Raw genomic sequence first — 19,029 nt, forward strand, 5'->3', positions numbered from 1 at the left:
CACCTTGTTAAACACCGGTAGTTTTGACTTGTTTTGAGTTCTTGCTCGCAATTCTCTGGTGCCCGGGCTCCTGCACCCACAAACCCAACCAGTTCCCTATCAAAGCAGGTTCATCCTGGCCCTTAACTTCTACCGCAAATTTAAAATTCAGGACCGTCTGCCCTTCATTTTTGTTGTACTTGTCTTGGAGGTGCAGGTGTAGTCGAATTTCGGAGTTTACAGGAACAGGGGCAGCAAACCGGACATTGTCTAGACCATAGTTCAGAGGATATCCCCCAGTACCAATGTGGCTATCGTAAGCTCGCTCAATGATCCCATGACTGAGATAACTAAGCATAGAGAGTGTGAAAAAACCAAAAGCGATAGGCACCTTGTAAGGGCTATATTTCTCGCACCACTCATTATCAATATGCATTGGATCGGGGTCCAAGGTGGCAGCCCCGAACTGATCAATCATTGCCTGATCAACCTTGAACCAGGGTGAGCACCCAAGATCACCTGCACAACCGGTGAAAAGATGTTCCAATTGAACTTTGTCTTCTGTTTCTTTTCTCATCTTTTATCGCACCTTATCATTCGCTGACTGCAAACGGGCTATCCTCGCGTATCGGGACTTGTTCAGGGCAACCTGAAGGAGTTCACCGCATTCTGACTATTGTCCTGCGCTCGCTCCCTATGTTCGCACCTGGCGATATCCAAACGGATTCAACAACTTCCACTGGAACCAACGTGGTGTATGAGCGACATAAAGGTCGTAGGCAACGTCGTACCTTTGACTCAAAAATCTCTCTTCCGGTTGAACAAGCGCTTTCCAATACACAAAAATTATAATCGGCAGCAGAAGCGCCAACCAATAGAGGCCCCACAATGCAAAACTAGCCAGCATCAGGAAATTCGACACATAGATGGGGTTTCGAGAAAGTGCATAAACACCTGAATGAACAAGCTTCTTCCCCGCCCCCTCTTCAGAACAACTCAAACCCGCCTTCAGGTCCTTTTTTGCTTGCAACAACAACCAGACACCTTCGACAAACAGCACACCTCCGGCGATGACCAACCAGCTCTCTACCCGAGGATCTAAACTGATAGGAAATACCAGTTCGAAACCTGCCGAAAGCACGAGGAACCCAAACATAATTGCTTCAGATGTTGGCCAGGCCACTATGCCTATATGCTTGAAAACACCCATATCGCATCTCCGAAATCGTTAGCACACATGTTCAACAGGAACCGTCAACGACCCATCCTGCCAAAGACAAGTCCGAAGGCCATTACCGAAGGCCATAAAAGCTGCACGACCAACAAAAGCCTAATGGCGACCCCGGCAGCATCACCTTCCATAAAAGGCAACAGCATCAGAATTGAAAACACCTGAAGGGCAAAACTAAACAGGGAAATTTTCTGATAAAACCGAGGCCAAACACTGTCCCCTTCTCCCTCCGGGTTCTTAAGCCTGAAGTAGACAAATAACGGGGCCAACGGTGAGGCCAAGAGACCAGGAAGACCCACCACGCCGTGCATCTGGCTCTCGAACGTAGTGGGCAAACAACGCGTGTCACACTGGAAAAAGCCAGCGGCAAACATACTGCCGCCAAGAATAGCGAGCATTAGAGGACCCCAAAACGAGGTTCTACCAGGCGGCAATTCCCGATGAAGCCCCAATGCAAATACCCAAACCAGCACACCGACAAAATGGAACATGGCATTCATAACACCGGGATTCGAGGCATGAATGCCTCCTAACTCACTTGGAAAATGAGTTATGTGGCTATAGTTCGGCTCAATAGCCGCAAGTACCAAAAAAACACCAAGGTAAATTGAAACCGCAGACAAACCGCAGATACCGAAAAACTTTGCAGACACCTTCATTTTCCAACTCCAACTGCCGAAGCGACGATAGATCAAAACTCAAAATTCAAGCGGACACCAACCCGCCGAGGCGCACTGAGACCGGCAAGATCCTGGGAAATCAAAGGGTTATTGATCAGCCCGATAATGCGGTTCATCACAACTTTATCGGTCAGGTTCTCACCCCAGAAAGTGATATCAAATGGAAGAGCGTTGAGATCGAGCTTAACCCTTGCATTCAATAATGAATGCCCAGGGACCAACGAATTCGGGCGCCCATCAACAGTAAGAAAATCACGACTTTTGCGGATCCACTCACCTGAGACAACCGCTTCACCCCAGTTGCCCAAGTCAGCATAATAGTCTGCAAACAAGTTGATGGTATGCTTCGGAGAATATACTTGCTCCTTGAGAGGCTGCTGTAGTCCGGCGATAATGCTGTCGTCGTAATCCAGATCAACGTAGCTATAATTAAAACCAACCATCAGGTGATCAAACAGAGCTGTGACGGTTTCAAGTTCAACGCCTCTGGATTTTGCACTGCCTGCATTTGTTGTAAAGATATCGAGCTGTGGCGTTTCTAAATTGTCTACGCGCAACTGAAGCTCGCTCCAATCCATTTGGAATACATCGAGATTGACACTCAGCCTCTGATCGAAGGCGGCGAGTTTCACACCAAGTTCATAGCTCCAAAGCTCCTCTGGACCAAACGGCTCTTGACTGGCCCCCAGGCCGTCATTGAAGCCACCACTCTTATAGGCCTTGGAAACCTTCGCATAGGTCATTAAGTCCTCGGTCCACTTCATCGAAAGAGCAAAACTTGGGGTAAATGCACTCCAGTTTTCGCTATTTTCGAACTGAACGGAGGGACCAATAACAAAACCTGTAGGGTCAGCTAGGGTATAGTCGATAGACTTTGTTTCATATGTATAGCGACCACCAAGCTCAAACGTTAATCGACTTGAGATCGGATAGCTGATATGCGCAAATGCAGCATAGCTGTTTAGCTCCACAACCCCGTTTTGAGAAATGTCGATTTCCGTAACATTAGGGTTTCCCACTAAAACCGGCGCAATATCGGGACCCAATTGGATCGTGTTTCCATTATCGGTATTCTGGTAGTAATAATAGCCGCCCACAGTCCAAGCCAAGCCATTGTCACAGTCGCATGACACACGCAATTCCTGGCTAAACCGTTCAGCGGTTTCGGGGGACCCATCGACGACAAATTGAAGCGGGCTAGCGTCACTGTCTCCAATGTTGAAGTATTCATGCTCTCGATAAGACGATACAGACACCAAATCCAGCGTGTCCGACAATCGCAATTGCTGCCTCAGGGCTAGTCCCCACCCATCCAATCTCTCAACACCAAGCTGATCCTGGCGCACAACCCTATCAGTTGGGTTGGTATTCAGTTCTACCGGGTCCCCACCCAGGAAGCCCAGCACTCCGGCAAGGAACAGATTACCGGTTACATCCGGTATCGGATTGCCATCCGGCCCCAAAACGGCCTCTCCGGTCGCTGGATCAACCACTGGCGGAAACTCGTCATTGAGCGCAATTACCTCATGAGCATTTGAATACTGATCTCCAACATCCCGATAATCAATAGAAACAAAAGCCTCATAGGCGTCTGAAGGCGTATACAATAGCGATCCTCGGAGCGCTTTTGATTCTGAACTGTTTACCCGCTCATCAAGAAATTCGTTGTATTCGTAGCCATCTCTACTTCGGTATTGGGCCGCAAGCCTTACTGCGAGTGTATCAGTAACCACAGGAACATTAATAACGGCTTCCACTTTCCTATGATCATAGTTTCCAAATTCCACAAGCCCGGTTACGGCGAAGTCGTGCACTGGGCGGTTGGTAGTGATAACAATCGCGCCGCCTACGGAGTTACGGCCAAAAAACGTGCCCTGTGGCCCCCTCAGAACCTCGATACGCTGGATATCAAACAATTCAATGTTGGAGGAGGCGCCACTACCAAGGAAGACTTCATCAACATATTTCGCGACAGGGTCTTCTTGCGCTGCGGTAAATGTAGAACCAAATACCCCCCTTAGTGTGGTGGGCCCCAGCTTCAGGTCTGTAAAGTCTGGAATATTCAAGGGTCCAGATCTCGCGGACAAGTCAGATAAACTATCCATGCCGAGATCCAGAATCTTGTCGCGACCAAAGGCAACGGCTGACACCGCCTCGTCCTTCAAATTTGACTCCCGCTTCTTCGCCGTAACGATCACCTCTTCAATGACAAACGAAAAATCATCACTAGAATCTGCTGATCCTTCTTGTGCAATAGCCGGCGCTGCAGCCAGCAACGAAGCGGTTCCTAAAAGCATTGGAAAAAAACCGATCCTATCTATCAGCCTTGTCGCGCGAACTGCACCTCGACTTGGCCGCGATGACAAACCAGATACTGGCAGCACCAATTCCTCATTTTTTTTCATATTCATCACGGTCTCTCCTTGCGACTTGGAATAACATTTCCCAAAATCGTACATAATATAATTCTGACGTCAACATTATTTTTTATAAATAAATGCATGTATTTCAATTACTTATTATTATTCTTCTGATGGTTGCATCAAAGGCAATGTTAGAAATGACCCATTCTCCCCACCCAAACCAAGCTGCCATTCGGGCATACAATCGACAGGGATCGGTGGAAACATTGAAAGATCCGCCCCGGCCAGAGTTAGTCGAATCCGGTATCCACCAGGAAGTCGACCAGCCACGGCGCCAAGTTGAATCTTGAAGTCATATTCCTTACCAGGGATCGTCGCTGCGACAGACTGTTCAATATTGTCTAGGTTGCTAGCGTATTCGTGCCTAGGCCCGGCAAGGTTGCGCCGAGACATTCTCAGCATTCCCTCGGTCATGTAATATGATTGCCCTTCAGGCGATAAAAAATCCAGGTAAGCATGTATTGCACCGTCACTGCAGGAGCTCGCCATCCTGACAAGCAGAACAGGCTCGCCAACCAGAAGAAGATCACCATCCACTGGCTCGGAAACAAATCTTATGCTGCCGGTTTCATGACTTGCGTTAAGGTCATAAAATATATCTTTGCCGCCCATTTGAGTTGCCCAGCGATTGGAACTCCCCACGGAAACATTCTTGTCCACCTTCCAACTCAAAGTAGACGCGCGAGATCCTCGCTGGTCGCGAGGTTCAAGCCTGCCGCCGGCCGACAATGCAAAACGATGCTCTGAGACACCTACAGGGGGCCAATGCGTACCCTCTTCCCACCCAAGGCCCAAAATATAATATTCAATTCGTTTTTCGCTCGCCTTAATCTCGCCTCGAAAAGCTCTACGGAAAAATGCTGTCACTTCAGACCATTGGCCGTAACCTTTTTCATCAAGCGCGGCTGTCGGGGACTTAAAGGGATCTGCGTCAAAACGCCCACCATGCGTCCAAGGCCCAATAACCAAGCGCTGCGGATTAGAGAGCCCTCTAAAACGAGCCAGCGCGCCAGAGGCAGTGAAAGCATCGTGCCACGCTGAATACACCAGCATCGGAACACCGCTTTGCTCTACCTCCTCCGCCCTGCCGTAAGGGCTAATGTCGGAAAAACTAACTCCGCTTCCCCCAAAGAACTCGGAATACCTTGAATGCACATGCTTCAAGGCGGCAGCAGGAGTAACATTTTTGCGTCGCAAAAGGATCTGGTCGAGCTTTTCACGGTCCGCATCGGCACTGACTGGCCGGACTCCTGTCGAGATCATTCGCAACAAAGAACACTGAACTCCATCCGCAGACAAAACGCGACAGATGTCATTCCGGTCAAGCGCATGGGCATAGGAAGACCAAACACCCAGAAACTTGGAATCCAACCCACCAGGCTGTACATTTTGGAACTGTGGATCGAAATCTGCGTACATTACTGCCGCAGCCTTTATTGGCGTATCAGGGTTTGCAAGTGCGAGTTCAGCCGTATTTCCACTGTAAGAAATGCCTGCCGTACCCACATCACCATTGGACCATTCTTGACGCACAATCCAGCGCGCCACTTGCCCAAGGTCTTCCACCTCTTCAGGCGACCATTCCACAAGCCTTTCCCCCTCGGAGGCACCCGATCCTCTAACATCAACCCGCACAACAGCGAATCCTTCGGCAACAAAGAACATGTATGGCGCAGGCAGAACGAAGTCGTCGGGAAGAATCCCGAGCGCGTATGCAAACTTACCCAACTTTGTGAGCTCGACCCCTCTCCAGTAACGAGTGGCATTCAGTATCGCGGGGAATGTCTGCTGCTCACCTGGCGGCAACCAAACATCTACCGCCAACTCAACACCATCATCCATCGACACATAAAAAGAGCGCGCCTCAACACGACCTGAGAATCGGCCTTCAATGTACTGACCGCCAAACCACAAATCGGCGCTCAACACCGCTACAATGGTACAGAGCAAGGCCACAGACACCCACTTCATCACCCTGAAAAATGCTCTTGCCATCCATTTCATAAGTTATTGCCTTTTCAAAAAGTAATCCTTGCGTCAGAATTACTTTTATGAGATTAGCGAGTTGAAGACATCGAGTCAAAGGCATTTTTATCAAACTGCTGAGGGTGTTGACTTGAAATCAAATGAGCGCCGAGAAAGTGTAAGTTATGCTGAACTGGAAAGACCTTATTAAGTCCGACAATCAATTTGATCTTGTTGACCAGTGCCTGATTTCCGGCACTCAGTGCCTGGCGCTCCTGCCCCTGCTCCAGCGCCAGCTTGACAAAGAGGCAGGCCTCAATACTCGAGGATACATTTCCGGGTATCGGGGCTCTCCTCTGGGTGGAGTCGATTTCCTGTTTGAAGGATCTTCTGACAGTTACCAAAAAGAAGGTATCACATTTCACAGTGCAATAAATGAAGACCTCGCCGCGACAGCGATATGGGGTACTCAGCAGACTCACTCATTTCCTACGCCCAAGGTTGATGGAGTATTCGCCCTTTGGTATGGAAAAGGCCCCGGTGTAGACCGTTCGTGTGATGCAATTCGTCACGGCAATCAGGCAGGGACGAACCGAAACGGCGGTGTTCTTGTCGTTTTTGGTGACGATCACCCTGGAAAATCTTCCACAACAGCACATCAAAGCGAACCATCATTGATGGCAGTGGACGTCCCCATTCTTTCACCATCTACCCTTGAGGAGATCCTCTATTTTGGTCTTCTAGGCTGGCATCTGTCGCGGCAGACAGGCTTGTGGGTTGGGCTTAAGATGACTAATGAAAGTAGTGAACTGCTCGGCGTAGTTTCTATTAAAAAAGTTATGGCGCGGGCGCGGCGACTTTTTCCAGAAGGCGACACCAACCCTGAACTGTCCAATAGGTGGGGGTTTACGCCGCAGCTTGACAACAGTTTGATAGAAAACAAAAAGCTGCCGCTGTTTCAACAGCTTCTCGCCTCCAGTCCGATTGACGAAATCATCCACATGCCTGATAGGAGGACACTTGGAATAGTGTCAACCGGGAAGGCGTATCTTGATACGCTCGACGCTCTCGCTCTTATGGGAATTTCACTGGATGATTTGGAAAATTGGGGCCTTGGATTACTAAAGATCGGCTCCGTTTTCCCGGTTGAAGAAGATTCAATCACCGAGTTTGCGAAAGAATTCGACGAACTGGTTATCATTGAAGAAAAGAAGCCAATCATAGAAAATCAAATCAAGTCCATACTCTATCAGCAGGCTTCCCGCCCTCGAATAACTGGAAAATACACGCCGGAAAAAGAGCGATTCTTGCCGTCTGATGTCCAGTTGGATGCTGCGCTGATAGCCAGCAGGTTATGCCGGATACTGTCCATAGGCAAACTCGCAAATACCGCCAACCACAATGAGACAGCAACCACCAAGATCAGTATCACGCCACCGGAACTTGGGCGCGTTCCTTTCTTTTGTTCAGGCTGCCCACACAGTCGGTCGACCAGATTACCCGACGACAGCTTTGGCCTCTCCGGGATTGGATGCCATGGCATGGCGGCATACATACACCAACGCACATTTCCCCCAACCCACATGGGCGGTGAAGGGGCAAACTGGATTGGTCTTGCGCCCTATGTTGAAACCGAACACATATTCCAAAATTTGGGGGACGGTACTTATACACACTCTGGTCTTTTAGCAATCCGCGCCGCTGTCGCGGCTGGCGTCAACATCACCTATAAAATACTCTTTAACGGTGCGGTTGCAATGACAGGCGGACAACCGGTTGAGGGCGCCTTCAGTGTTTCCGACATAGTCCGCCAGGTAGCTGCTGAAGGAGTTCGTGAAACCATAGTTGTTGTACCAAGTCGTCGCGACTTTGCTCTTGATGACGACATCCTCAAGACAACAACTGTCTACGAAAGATCAGAGCTCGATATTGCCCAAAACAGATTGCGCAAAGTCAAAGGTGTCTCTGCTCTGATCTTCGCACAGGAATGTGCGGCCGAGCTGCGACGAAAAAGAAAAAAAACTGATAACAACGCAACACTGCACAAGCGGCTGGTTATAGACAGCGCTGTTTGCGAGGGATGTGGAGACTGCGCAAGCAAATCCAAATGCTTGAGTATTGTCCCAACTGCCACGGAAGAAGGCATAAAACGAAAGATAGACCAATCCAGTTGCAATATGGACTTCTCCTGTATCGAGGGGTTTTGCCCCAGCTTTATCTCCATCGAGGGTAAAGCCCGAGCCAATGCGTCCAGCTCATATGACTTTGAGAAGGATGCGTCTGAGCTACCCCGGCCAACAGGCACAGATATTTCCTCAGGATGGCAAGCCATAATCGCCGGTGTTGGAGGCGGCGGCTCCATTACTTTCGGCCAAATACTGTCAACGGCAGCTTTCTTGGAAGGAAAACAGACCCAAACGTTTAATATGACCGGGCTGGCCCAGAAATCCGGCGCCGTATACAGTCACATTAAAATTGGTACACCCGAAAAAGCAGGAAACTCTGCGCGGATACAATCTGGATGTGCAGATATGGTCTTTGCTTGCGATGTTTCAGCCGCTGTCGGCGCTGAATGCGTGTCAACAATTGATAAACATAATACCAGTGTTGTTGTTAATCCTTTCCTTGCCCTGATCAACCCGGAGCAACCACCGCAAAAAGCAAATAGCACTCAGAACAAGGCCACGGCATTTCTATCAGAACAGTGTCACGAGAACAAATGGTTTGGAATAGAGGCCAGATACTGGGCAGACGAGCTGTTCAAGAATCACCTGGCTGTTAACATGATAATGCTGGGATTCGCGTTCCAGAAAGGTCTGATTCCACTGGGAAACAACGCCATCCTAGCTGCAATAAAAAACCATACCGGCCGGTCTGCCAATCTCAACACATCAGCATTTCACGCAGGCCGACTAATCGCGGCTGGGTCGATAAAGAGAGTGCAAGGTTTAAAAGCCGCCGAAGAGGAAATGGATCCCGGAAGCCTTGCATCCGGTGTTCATAAGAAGCTGCTGACGTTTCAAGACCAGCGATATGCAGATAGCTTTTCAGAATTCTTTGGTCAGGTAATGAAAGCGTCTGACATGAGCAATTCACATCACAGACAATTCGCCATCACCGTAGCAAAATCCTACCTGAAGCTCTTCACCTACAAAGATGAATATGAAGTTGCCCGCTTGCTTAGCCAAAGCCAGGACCTTCGAGAAGTATTAGATCGTTTTGAACCTGGTGCAAAAGTACGTTTTCACCTAGTGCCACCGGTCTCCAATTTTGCCAATTCTTCACGAACCAAGATCGCATTCGGGCCGTGGATAAGGCCACTATTTAGTATACTCAAAGCCCTAAAATTCTTGCGCGGCTCCATTTGGGATCCCTTTGGATACACAAAGGAACGACGCCAGGAACGTCATTTGTGTCGACAGTTCCGCGACGACATATTGGCACTTCTGCCAACACTTGGAAGCATCAATATGCATCAAGCCATATCTTTGGCGAGAGCTCCCCAAAAAATACGTGGATTTGGGCACGTGAAGGAAAAATCAATCTCTGCCTACAGGGAAGAAAGGAAAGAGCTTTTGCTTCAACTAACTGTTTCAAGGGAGCAAAAATCATGAACTTTTCAAGCACCGGATCAACTGCCTTGCGAATACTTGCTGTCGCTGGGCTGGCGATCGCTGGCATAGCAGGTAATTTAGTCGCTGCGGGAGATAGCGACCGGCACAACCATCAAATCGCAACCTTCCTGGGAGGACCTGGACACGAATACTGGCAGCAAAAAGTTGACTATGTAATCAGCGTAAAATTGGATGATAAAAAACAATACATCACTGGTGACGCTCAGATAACATATAATAACAACTCGCCTTACACATTGAATTACTTGTGGTTCCAACTCGATCAAAATCGGTTCTCGCTAAATTCAGTTTCGCAACTTGCCGACGCAACCGAACTTACTGAAGATATTATTCAGTCCTTGTCGGCGGGTTATGCTCCTGAACTGGGCAAAATGGGCAGCGGCGGTTACAGGAAACTGGTTTTATCAACGATTGATGGCAACAATCTGCAAACAATACAGGTAGGCACTCTGATGCGGGTAAATTTACCCAAGCCATTAAAGCCTGAAGACCAAATCACAATTGAAGCGGAGTGGGAGTTTCCGATCATTGATGCTGAACTCCCGTATTCTCGTGGCGGGTTCGAGCATTTCCCGGACGACGACAACTATTTGTATGGCATTGCTCAATGGTATCCAAGGCCTGTGGCTTTTTCGGAGGAGCAGGGGTGGCATACCCAGCCTTACCTGGGGAAGGGCGAATTTGCCAGTGAGCTCGGTGATTTCGAAGTAAATATTTCGGTCCCCAAAGGATATATCGTTGCAGCTACTGGCCAACTTACAAATCCAAAGTCCGTTCTATCTGGCCAACAACTGGAAAGATTATCCCGCGCTCGCACCTCACAACATCCGGTATTTATAGTCACGCCAGAAGAAGCGCTGCTGGCCCAGCAAAACAAATATGCAGATCATCAAGTCTGGACGTTCACAGCAAAAAGCGTTCGCGACTTCGCCTTTGCTGCTTCCCGAAAGTTCATCTGGGATGCAATGAGTTTTCAGCTTGATGACAGCAATCGTTCAATAATGGCGATGTCTTTCTATCCAAATGACGCTGGTTCATTATGGCCCAAACTCGCGACCCGAACACTGGTGAAAACCCTAAGCGTTCTTTCCAAGAAACTGACAACATACCCCTACCCTACAATTCAGGCTGTAAACGGGCCTATAAAAGGCGGTATCGAATATCCGATGATCACCTTTAATGGGCCACGCCCAGAAGCAAAAAGAATTGATGGTGTAGGCGATGAGTTTACAAACGAGCACTATCTTACCAGCCTGTTAATTCATGAAACCATACATAGCTATTTCCCAGGGATAATAAATATAGACGAGCGATCTCATGGATGGGTGGATGAAGGGCTTACGTCTCTATATCAAACCATTGTGGAAAAATCGGTTGACCCAAAGTATCCGTCACTATTCTCTGCCCAAAATACAATTGAACGGCTAAGACAGACAGCTCTTTCTCCTGTCGTTGAAGAAGCCGACAACCTCAGGAATGTTTTTGACGTACATTATATAAAAGCTTCCGCACACTTTTCAGTGCTCAGAAATCTTATTCTGGGGCCCGAACTGTTTGACATCTCCCTACAAGAATTTTCTCGCATATGGTCATTCAGGCGGCCCACACCAGAGCATCTGTTTCTTGCCATTGAAAGTGCGTCAGGGAAGAAGCTAGATTGGTTTTGGGATACCTGGTTCAAATCCAGTGATACTCTTGACTTCGGCATCAAAAGTTCAGCGCCCCTCTCCTTGAGTGGGCAAAATAGCACCGCGGAAACAGGTGACCTCACCTACCAGATAGAAATAGAAAAATTAGGCGGCCTCGTTGCTCCGTTACCAATACGCATTTCACTTGCAACCGGCAAAGACCTGTTATGGACAGTACCAGTCGACGCTTGGCGCCTAGGAAACAACACCATAAGACGAAGCATAACTGTTTCACAACCTGCCAAGGTGATCACATTGGACCCAGACAACCTCACACTAGACATAAACCAGTCAAACAACAGCATCGTTTTCCTGCACGATGACAGCAAGCGCGCGCCTACATCACAGACAGTCCCCTAACTCTAGACCCGGGGTATTCTTTTGTGCCGACCACTCCCATCCTTTCCTTCTGAGCACAACTTGATTTACCTCGGGTTTTTTTTGGGGGGGGAGCAAAGGCTCGTTTCCAAAAGGGTCGAGATCACAGCGGCAAAAAGCCAGGTGCTTGTTCCGCTTGCAGGCTGCATTATTGAAAACTCTCTTGGGGACAGTGGCAAAGTGTTCATACCAATATCCCCTGGAAGCGGATCTGACCTACACCCAACTAACAGTCCAATCCCTGCAATGTTATCCCCCACCTTAGGGGCATTTCCGCGCTTTCCCCAACAATCATATAAATGGGCATCATCTTCGCGCTGCTAGAAGGTTCGGCAAAACTTGTTCAGATTGTCACAGCACCGGAACGATGTGGTTCGTGGCTCGCATTGCGTCTCGTTCGGGATGCACCGCTGCAAATGAATGAGAAAGGGCAAGGGCTCATATATGCCCGCATCTGGCACAACCACGCGGCCAGCGAGCGAACATTGGAGAAAACGGGATAGGTTAAGTGCGGTACGGTAATCTGGTTCTATATTCCCAGAAAACGGCTATCCATTGATATCTGATCCCGTTTTGGCTCCGGCCAATTTCGTTTACAATACGTCCGGTCCTGGCGAATTGGGGACCTTCGATCTCGAAATCTGAGTGTCTGCTATCTGGCGAGTAACGTCCCTTGCGCATTACAACGTTGATGGTTGCTTTACCCAAGTAGGAGAAAGGGAATTAAGTCTCGCGCCATATGCCAAAAGTCCATATATTTGCAGAAATATAGGATCTTGCTTCGGGCAACATATCCTGACCGATACAAAAGAGGGGTATGATGAGCAAATATGAACAAGAACGCATTGATGCGAGACGAATACTGCTTGCTCAGTTGTTAGAAATTGATGCCATCACAGATGATGAAATTGATCATAGCAAAAATGACAATACAGCTATCAGCCTCACACTATTGAGATTAAGCAAAATGACAAAAGCAGAGCGTGCTTTTGCTGCGAATTCAGAAGGCCAAACCAATGCAGCTAACGCAGACAAGTTCCTTTATGGGGAAGATGGGATGCCTAAATAAGGCACAGTATTTTCAATCCAGTATGAAACTTTATTGTCTTGAAAAATGTAACAGATGGACTGCGTACACCCTACGAGTATGATACTTTAGCAATTTCGCCGCAAAGACGACCTAAAGAAACCCAACCCTCTCAGGCTTTCTCCAGTATGATACTTTATTGTTCATCTACAAGCGGCCCGCAGGTAGGCCACGTTCTATCCGGCTTTGGCGTCAACCTGCTGGTGCGCCGCACACGGGCCGGGGTGGATTTCCTGACCGACGTGATGGGCTTCGAGTTGATCCGGGTGGATCAGGATTTCGCACTGCTGAAACACGGCAACCAATTGTTCCAACTGCACGCGGACCCGACCTATGCCGAACACCCGCTACCGTCCCTGATCGGGGAAAACGGCATACGGGGTGGCGGTGTTGAACTGCGTCTGTTTGACGTTGATCCGGATGAAGCTGAAGCAAAGGCAGAGGCAGAAGGCTACACCATCCTGCGCGAAAGCCTGGATCGGCCCCACGGTCTCAGGGAATGCTACATCATGGACCCGGACGGCTATTGCTGGGTGCCATCAAAACGCATTTAGAAGTGATGCTGGGGGCTACTCTTTCTCCGACCGCAAGATCGGACACCCGCGTCCGTGCTGACGAATCTTCCTGAAGCCGCAAAGAAAAAGGCAGGAAAGGAACTGATGTCCTGCCCTGCCCCTTTTAATTCTTTTGTTCTGCCAATCAGTTGCGCGGTGTAACCGTAATGGTCAGGTCTGTCGACCGGCCGCGTTCGATCTGGATAACAGCCACGCGTGTGGGCTTCTGGAAAGTCAGGATGATATCATCGTCCTGGATTTCACTGATCAGGCCCCAGCCCTGGCTTGGCATGTTTTCTTTGTAGAATTGCATTACCTTGACCTGCTTGGCGCGCACCTCGGCAATGATCTTGCCGTATGCGTTGGCGCCATTGCCCAGGATAATGGATTCCTTGGCGTCCATCGCGGAGCCTGCTGGCATCACGATATCGCCGATCATCTCACCGCTCGGCAGCGACATGTCTTCGGCCACTTTGGGCACACCGTCATCCATTGCATTCGTTGCCGTGCCGCAAGCACCAACACCAAGAATTAGAAAGGCTCCCAAGATGCCTGCCTTCAACTGTGCCATTTACGCCCTCCCTAAATATTCTTTCGCCCGGTCTATAGCCAACCGACGCGTTATACATATCTACTTGTAGTAAAGAGTGACGGGGCGACACAATGGAAAAAAATGAAAAGGCAGCTGAATTAGACGTGATATAAACTTCTTACCTGAACGAAGGGGGGAAAGTGGCAGCCTGAAAAGGTGTCGCTTGCTTGCGAGAAGCAAAACTCTTTTAAATTGGAACTGGCAGCCATGCTTGAGCAGACGTATGGTGAAGCCAAGCTGATGGTACCGCACAGGATTTTCTGTGTCTGGGGCCAAAAGAACCACGACCAGGCATAGGCAAACGGACTTTAGTTATGAAACGCGCCATCATTGACCTTCATCTGGACCCGCGCGTCTACACGATTGCAGATTTCGTAAGCGATGCCGAGTGCTCGCACCTGATTGCGCGCGCCAAAACCAAAACCATGGAACGCGCCAAGGTCTCTGGCGGCGCAGAGGGTGTCCTGTCACAGGGGCGTACCAATGATGTCTGCTGGGTGGACCACACAGCAGATATTGCGTGTCGGCGGATTGCAGAGCGGGTTGCCGGGCTTGTAGGCATGCCCCTCAATCATGCTGAGCATTTCCAGGTGATCCGCTACGGGGTGGGCGAGGAATACCGCCCGCATTTTGACGCATTCGACCCGGATACGGAGGCAGGCAAACGGAATTGGGAGGGCGGCGGCCAGCGTATCATTACTGTGCTGGGATATCTGAGCAACGTCAAAAAAGGCGGCGCGACCGAATTTCCGAAACTTAAAATCACGGTACCGCCGGAAAAGGGCAAGCTGCTGGTTTTTCACAACTGCAACGCCGGCACCACCGTGCGCCATCCAATGTCGCTGCACGCGGGCTGCCCGGTGGAAGAAGGCGAGAAATGGGCCTTCAACTTGTGGTTTCGGGCGGAAAAGCGCCGAGACTGATGCGCACGCCAAAAAGAAAAGCTGCTGCAACGAGAACGAAATAATTGCGTCTGTAATGCTGCAAAACCACTTGCGAAAATTGTCAGCGCTGTCATTTTGGGTGCCAGATTACGACAAACATCAGGAAAAGCTTGATTCTCCGGCACTCCTTGGTCTAAATGGCAACGTTGTCATTTATTGGAAGCATTGGTCAGAATCAAAGAGTTGGAAAAGTCATGTTCAGTTATTCGTTTGGAAATGAAAGCCTCAACAGCCAGCTGGATGCCCTGGGCATCACCGCGGCATTCCAGAAAAATCTCGACAGCGCAGTGGATTATGCAAAGGCACTTGCGGCTGACGGCCTGCTGCCGTTCGCCCGCCAGGCCCATAATGGCCCCGACGCTGGCCCGATTGAAGCCGCAGCGGCCCGCATCAAGGCGTCCTGCGACGACCTGATCGTGCTCGGGACCGGAGGCTCCAGCCTGGGCGCTCAGGCAGCCATCGCCCTCGCCCGCTTCAACAAGGGCCCTGTGCGCATCCATACGCCCGATAGCCTGTGCCCGTTCGAGATGGACTTGCTGTTCAAGGAACTGAACACCGCCCGCACCCACGTGCTGGCCATTTCCAAATCCGGCACCACGGCTGAAACGCTGGCGCAGCTTCTGGCGTGCCGCGCGTGGCTTGAGGCTGGCGACCACAGTGACAATCCGGGCGACCATTTCACTTTCATCACTGAGCCGGGTGAGCGCCCTCTGCGCACCTACGGCGAAAAGCTGGGATCCCCGATCCTGGATCACCCCACGGATGTCGGCGGGCGCTTCAGTGTACTCACCAACGTTGGCATGCTTCCGGTGGCCGTCTCTGGCCTTTCGGTCGAAGCGTTCCGCAAAGGCGCTGAAGCCGTATGTGACCAGTTCAAATCAGACCCAGCTACCGCTACGGCTGTAGTGGGCGCCGCGCTCACGCACACGCTGGAGCAGGAAAAAGGCGTCACCCAGGTCCTGGTAATGCCTTATGCCGAAAGCCTGCGCGCCTTCACCCGCTGGCATGGCCAACTTTGGGCCGAAAGCCTGGGCAAAGAAGGCCTTGGCACCACGCCGATCCGCGCCGTGGGCCCTGTGGACCAGCACAGCCAGCTGCAGCTGTTCCTCGATGGACCGAACGACAAATTCTGTACCTTCATCACCATCCCAAGCTTCGGCAAAGGCCCGCGCATCGATGCGGCAGAAGCAAAGGCTTATGGCCTCGATTATATGGCAGACCGCACCATCGGTGACACGGTTACCTGCCAGTCGCGTGCGACGCAGGAAACGCTCAGGAAAAAAGGCCGGACGGTCAGGGAAATCGTGATCGATTCTCTTTCTGAAGAAAATTTGGGTGGCCTTTTCGTTTCCTTCATGCTTGAAACGGTCGTAACGGCGCACCTGATGGGCGTAAATGCCTTCGATCAGCCTGCCGTTGAAGAAGGCAAGATTTTGACCAGGCAATATCTATCGGAGTTGCCTGAATAACGGGGGACTTTCATGCACAGGCCGATCAAGAAGATCGTTCTTCCAGTTGCGGGGCTTGGCACCCGCTTCCTGCCGGCGACAAAGGCAATTCCAAAGGAAATGCTGCCGGTCCTTGATAAGCCGCTGATCCAGTATGCGGTTGAGGAAGCCGTTGAAGCCGGGATTGAGGAAATCATCCTCGTGACCGGCCGCAACAAGCAGGTGATGGAAGACCATTTCGATCACGCCTATGAGCTTGAAAACATCCTGCATGAAAAAGGCAAGGACAGCGCGCTTGATGTGGCGCGCTCCATGCTGCTTGAAGAAGGTCGCATCGTGTACGTGCGGCAGATGCGTCCCTTGGGGCTTGGGCACGCCATCTGGTGCGCCCGCCACCTTGTGAATGGTGATCCGTTCGCCGTCGCCCTGCCCGACGACTTGATCAAAGGCAGGCCCGGTGCACTCAAACAAATGGTCGAGGCTTATGATGAGCTTGGCGGCAACATGGTTGCCACCATGGATGTCGCGCGCGAGGACACATCAAAATACGGCGTGATCACGCCCGGCTCCAAAGACGGCAAGCGCATTGAGGTCAGGGGCCTGGTTGAAAAACCGGATCCCGCTGAAGCACCCTCCACGTCCGCTGTGGTGGGCCGCTATATCCTGCAGCCAGAGGTGATGGATATCCTGAGCGAGACAAAGGCCGGCGCGGGTGGCGAAATTCAGCTGACAGACGCCATGGCGAAGCTGATCGGCACACAGCCGTTCCATGCGCTTGAGTTTGATGGCCGCCGTTTTGACTGCGGCAGCAAGCTTGGCTGGCTTCAGGCGAACCTCGCGATGGCAGCGGAAGACCCGCACATGGCCGCGGGCGTCAAGGCGATGATCAGCGAATTCAAATAGGCCAACCCCTAATAGATTTGGAGCCGACCCTTGGGCCGGCTCCTTTTCATACTATTTCTCGCCTTCGCGGTGAAAATCATCCTCCAGCCGGACGATATCGTCCTCACCCAGATACGAGCCCGACTGTACTTCAATCAGCCTGAGCGGAATCTTGCCCGGGTTCTCGAGCCGGTGCACGGCGCCAAGCGGCAGGTAGATGGATTGGTTTTCGCTCAGAAGATGGGTTTCCTTGTCACGCGTCACGACCGCCGAGCCCTCCACAATCACCCAGTGCTCTGCCCGGTGATGGTGTTTCTGCAGGCTCAACCTCTTGCCGGGATACACCTCGATTTCCTTGACCTGATAGCGGTCACCAAGCGCCAGCGTCTTATAGTTGCCCCAGGGCCTGTAGACGACGGAATGGAAATGTGCTTCTTCCCGGCCCGCACCCTTCAGCCGGTCGACAATTTTTTTCACGTCCTGATCTCGGCTTTTATCAGCCACCAGCACTGCATCATCAGAGGTGACCACAATCAGGTCCTTTACCCCCAGCGTGGCCACAAGCATGCCGTCGCCCTGGTGAATGAAACTGTCTGATGTGTCCTCGAGCATCACATCGCCGTAGGTCACGTTGCCGGATGCATCGGCTTTCTGCACATCTGCAAGGGCCGTGAAGCTGCCAACATCCGACCAGCCGAACTCAGCCGGCACTACAGCCGCCTTATCAGTGGGCTCCATGATGGCATAGTCGATGGATTCGGCGGGTACAGCCCCAAAGTCCGCCTCAGCCATGCGCAGGAAGTTCAGGTCTTCACGTGCGCCAGCCAGCGCCTTTTCTGTGGCCGCCAGCATCTCTGCCTGGTGGCGCCGGAATTCATCAAGGATCACATCGGCGCGGAACAGGAACATGCCGCTGTTCCAGCTGTAGGTCCCGGCATCCAGATAGGCTTGCGCGGTGGCTGCGTCGGGCTTTTCCTTGAAGGCGTCAACGCGAAATGTGCCGTCACAGCCATCCAGCGGACTGCCTGCTGCAATGTAACCATAGCCGGTCTCTGCGCGCGTGGGCGCCATACCGAAGCAGCACAGGTGGCCTGCCGCAGCCGCTACAGCCGCCTTCTTGACCGCCTTGTGGAAACCCGGTGTGTCCATGATCACATGATCAGACGGCAGGAACAGCAGAAGTGCTTCCGGGTCATCCTTTGCGGCCAACAGCGTCGCTGCAGCAATCGCTGGCGCGGTGTTGCGCCCAAGCGGCTCCAGCAATATCTGGGGCATGGATATGCCTACCTTTTCAGCCTGCTCGTTGACAATGAAACGGTGATGTTCGTTGGCCACGACAAGTGGCATATCAAAACCATAATCGACACCAACACGCTCAAGTGTTTGGGCAAACAGGCTTTTGCTTCCCAATAGCGGCAGGAACTGCTTTGGGTATTTGGACCTGGAAAGCGGCCACAAACGGGACCCGGAACCACCGGAAAGTATGACAGGTTTAATTTTTTTCACGAAGTCACCAAATCTCTTAACGCTTTGAAATTATTAC

The 19,029-nt window shown here is 51.0% G+C and carries 14 protein-coding genes; 7 read left to right on the forward strand and 7 right to left on the reverse strand.

What is annotated here, in order from left to right:
• Positions 1 to 7: 7 nt before the first annotated feature.
• From KORLAC_RS04240 to KORLAC_RS04260, 5 genes are all read right to left on the reverse strand, one after another.
• Positions 8 to 556: a MaoC/PaaZ C-terminal domain-containing protein gene (locus tag KORLAC_RS04240; protein ID WP_068303591.1), complete on the reverse strand. Its 549-nt coding sequence runs from the start codon at positions 554 to 556 to the stop codon at positions 8 to 10.
• A gap of 117 nt (positions 557 to 673) precedes the next feature.
• Positions 674 to 1,189 (reverse strand): methyltransferase family protein, encoded by a 516-nt coding sequence (locus tag KORLAC_RS04245; protein WP_068303594.1) that lies wholly within the window; start codon positions 1,187 to 1,189, stop codon positions 674 to 676.
• 44 nt (positions 1,190 to 1,233) lie between these two features.
• The gene (locus tag KORLAC_RS04250; protein WP_068303596.1) at positions 1,234 to 1,869 is read right to left on the reverse strand and encodes a DUF998 domain-containing protein; all 636 of its coding nucleotides are present in this window, start codon (positions 1,867 to 1,869) and stop codon (positions 1,234 to 1,236) included.
• Between the two features lie 32 nt (positions 1,870 to 1,901).
• Positions 1,902 to 4,301 carry a TonB-dependent receptor gene (locus KORLAC_RS04255; RefSeq protein ID WP_068303598.1) on the reverse strand — a complete coding sequence of 800 codons (2,400 nt, stop codon included), beginning with the start codon at positions 4,299 to 4,301 and terminating at the stop codon, positions 1,902 to 1,904.
• A gap of 111 nt (positions 4,302 to 4,412) precedes the next feature.
• The gene (locus KORLAC_RS04260) at positions 4,413 to 6,317 is read right to left on the reverse strand and encodes a CocE/NonD family hydrolase (RefSeq protein WP_068303601.1); all 1,905 of its coding nucleotides are present in this window, start codon (positions 6,315 to 6,317) and stop codon (positions 4,413 to 4,415) included.
• Positions 6,318 to 6,463: 146 nt separating this feature from the next.
• Here KORLAC_RS04260 and KORLAC_RS04265 point away from each other — a divergent pair, with 146 nt between their 5' ends.
• The 4 genes from KORLAC_RS04265 (at position 6,464) to KORLAC_RS04285 (ending at position 13,620) form a co-directional block, all read left to right on the forward strand.
• Positions 6,464 to 9,892, forward strand: coding sequence for an indolepyruvate ferredoxin oxidoreductase family protein (locus KORLAC_RS04265; protein WP_068303604.1), 3,429 nt, complete (start codon positions 6,464 to 6,466; stop codon positions 9,890 to 9,892).
• Positions 9,889 to 11,961: a M1 family metallopeptidase gene (locus tag KORLAC_RS04270; RefSeq protein WP_068303607.1), complete on the forward strand. Its 2,073-nt coding sequence runs from the start codon at positions 9,889 to 9,891 to the stop codon at positions 11,959 to 11,961. Before KORLAC_RS04265 ends, KORLAC_RS04270 begins: the two co-directional genes overlap by 4 nt.
• 838 nt (positions 11,962 to 12,799) lie before the next feature.
• Positions 12,800 to 13,048, forward strand: a complete 249-nt coding sequence (locus tag KORLAC_RS04280) for a hypothetical protein (protein WP_139167694.1) — start codon at positions 12,800 to 12,802, stop codon at positions 13,046 to 13,048.
• Positions 13,049 to 13,194: 146 nt separating this feature from the next.
• Positions 13,195 to 13,620, forward strand: coding sequence for a VOC family protein (locus tag KORLAC_RS04285; RefSeq protein WP_068303616.1), 426 nt, complete (start codon positions 13,195 to 13,197; stop codon positions 13,618 to 13,620).
• A gap of 145 nt (positions 13,621 to 13,765) precedes the next feature.
• On the opposite strand, the gene KORLAC_RS04290 is transcribed toward KORLAC_RS04285, so the two are convergent.
• A complete protein-coding gene (locus KORLAC_RS04290) occupies positions 13,766 to 14,191 on the reverse strand; it encodes a hypothetical protein (RefSeq protein ID WP_068303619.1) in 426 nt (141 codons plus the stop codon).
• A gap of 335 nt (positions 14,192 to 14,526) precedes the next feature.
• Between KORLAC_RS04290 and KORLAC_RS04295 the strand changes: the two genes are divergently transcribed.
• The 3 genes from KORLAC_RS04295 (at position 14,527) to galU (ending at position 17,507) form a co-directional block, all read left to right on the forward strand.
• On the forward strand, positions 14,527 to 15,135 hold the full coding sequence (locus tag KORLAC_RS04295; protein WP_068303627.1) for a 2OG-Fe(II) oxygenase: 609 nt from the start codon (positions 14,527 to 14,529) through the stop codon (positions 15,133 to 15,135).
• A gap of 215 nt (positions 15,136 to 15,350) precedes the next feature.
• Positions 15,351 to 16,625, forward strand: a complete 1,275-nt coding sequence (locus tag KORLAC_RS04300) for a hypothetical protein (RefSeq protein WP_068303630.1) — start codon at positions 15,351 to 15,353, stop codon at positions 16,623 to 16,625.
• A 12-nt stretch (positions 16,626 to 16,637) separates the two neighbouring features.
• Positions 16,638 to 17,507 carry a UTP--glucose-1-phosphate uridylyltransferase GalU gene (gene galU / locus KORLAC_RS04305; RefSeq protein WP_068303633.1) on the forward strand — a complete coding sequence of 290 codons (870 nt, stop codon included), beginning with the start codon at positions 16,638 to 16,640 and terminating at the stop codon, positions 17,505 to 17,507.
• 51 nt (positions 17,508 to 17,558) lie between these two features.
• Here galU and KORLAC_RS04310 read toward each other — a convergent pair whose 3' ends face one another.
• The gene (locus tag KORLAC_RS04310; protein WP_206594857.1) at positions 17,559 to 18,992 is read right to left on the reverse strand and encodes a mannose-1-phosphate guanylyltransferase/mannose-6-phosphate isomerase; all 1,434 of its coding nucleotides are present in this window, start codon (positions 18,990 to 18,992) and stop codon (positions 17,559 to 17,561) included.
• Positions 18,993 to 19,029 lie beyond the last annotated feature (37 nt).

It is taken from the genome of Kordiimonas lacus, from assembly GCF_001550055.1.
Taxonomy (GTDB): Bacteria; Pseudomonadota; Alphaproteobacteria; order Sphingomonadales; family Kordiimonadaceae; genus Kordiimonas; species Kordiimonas lacus.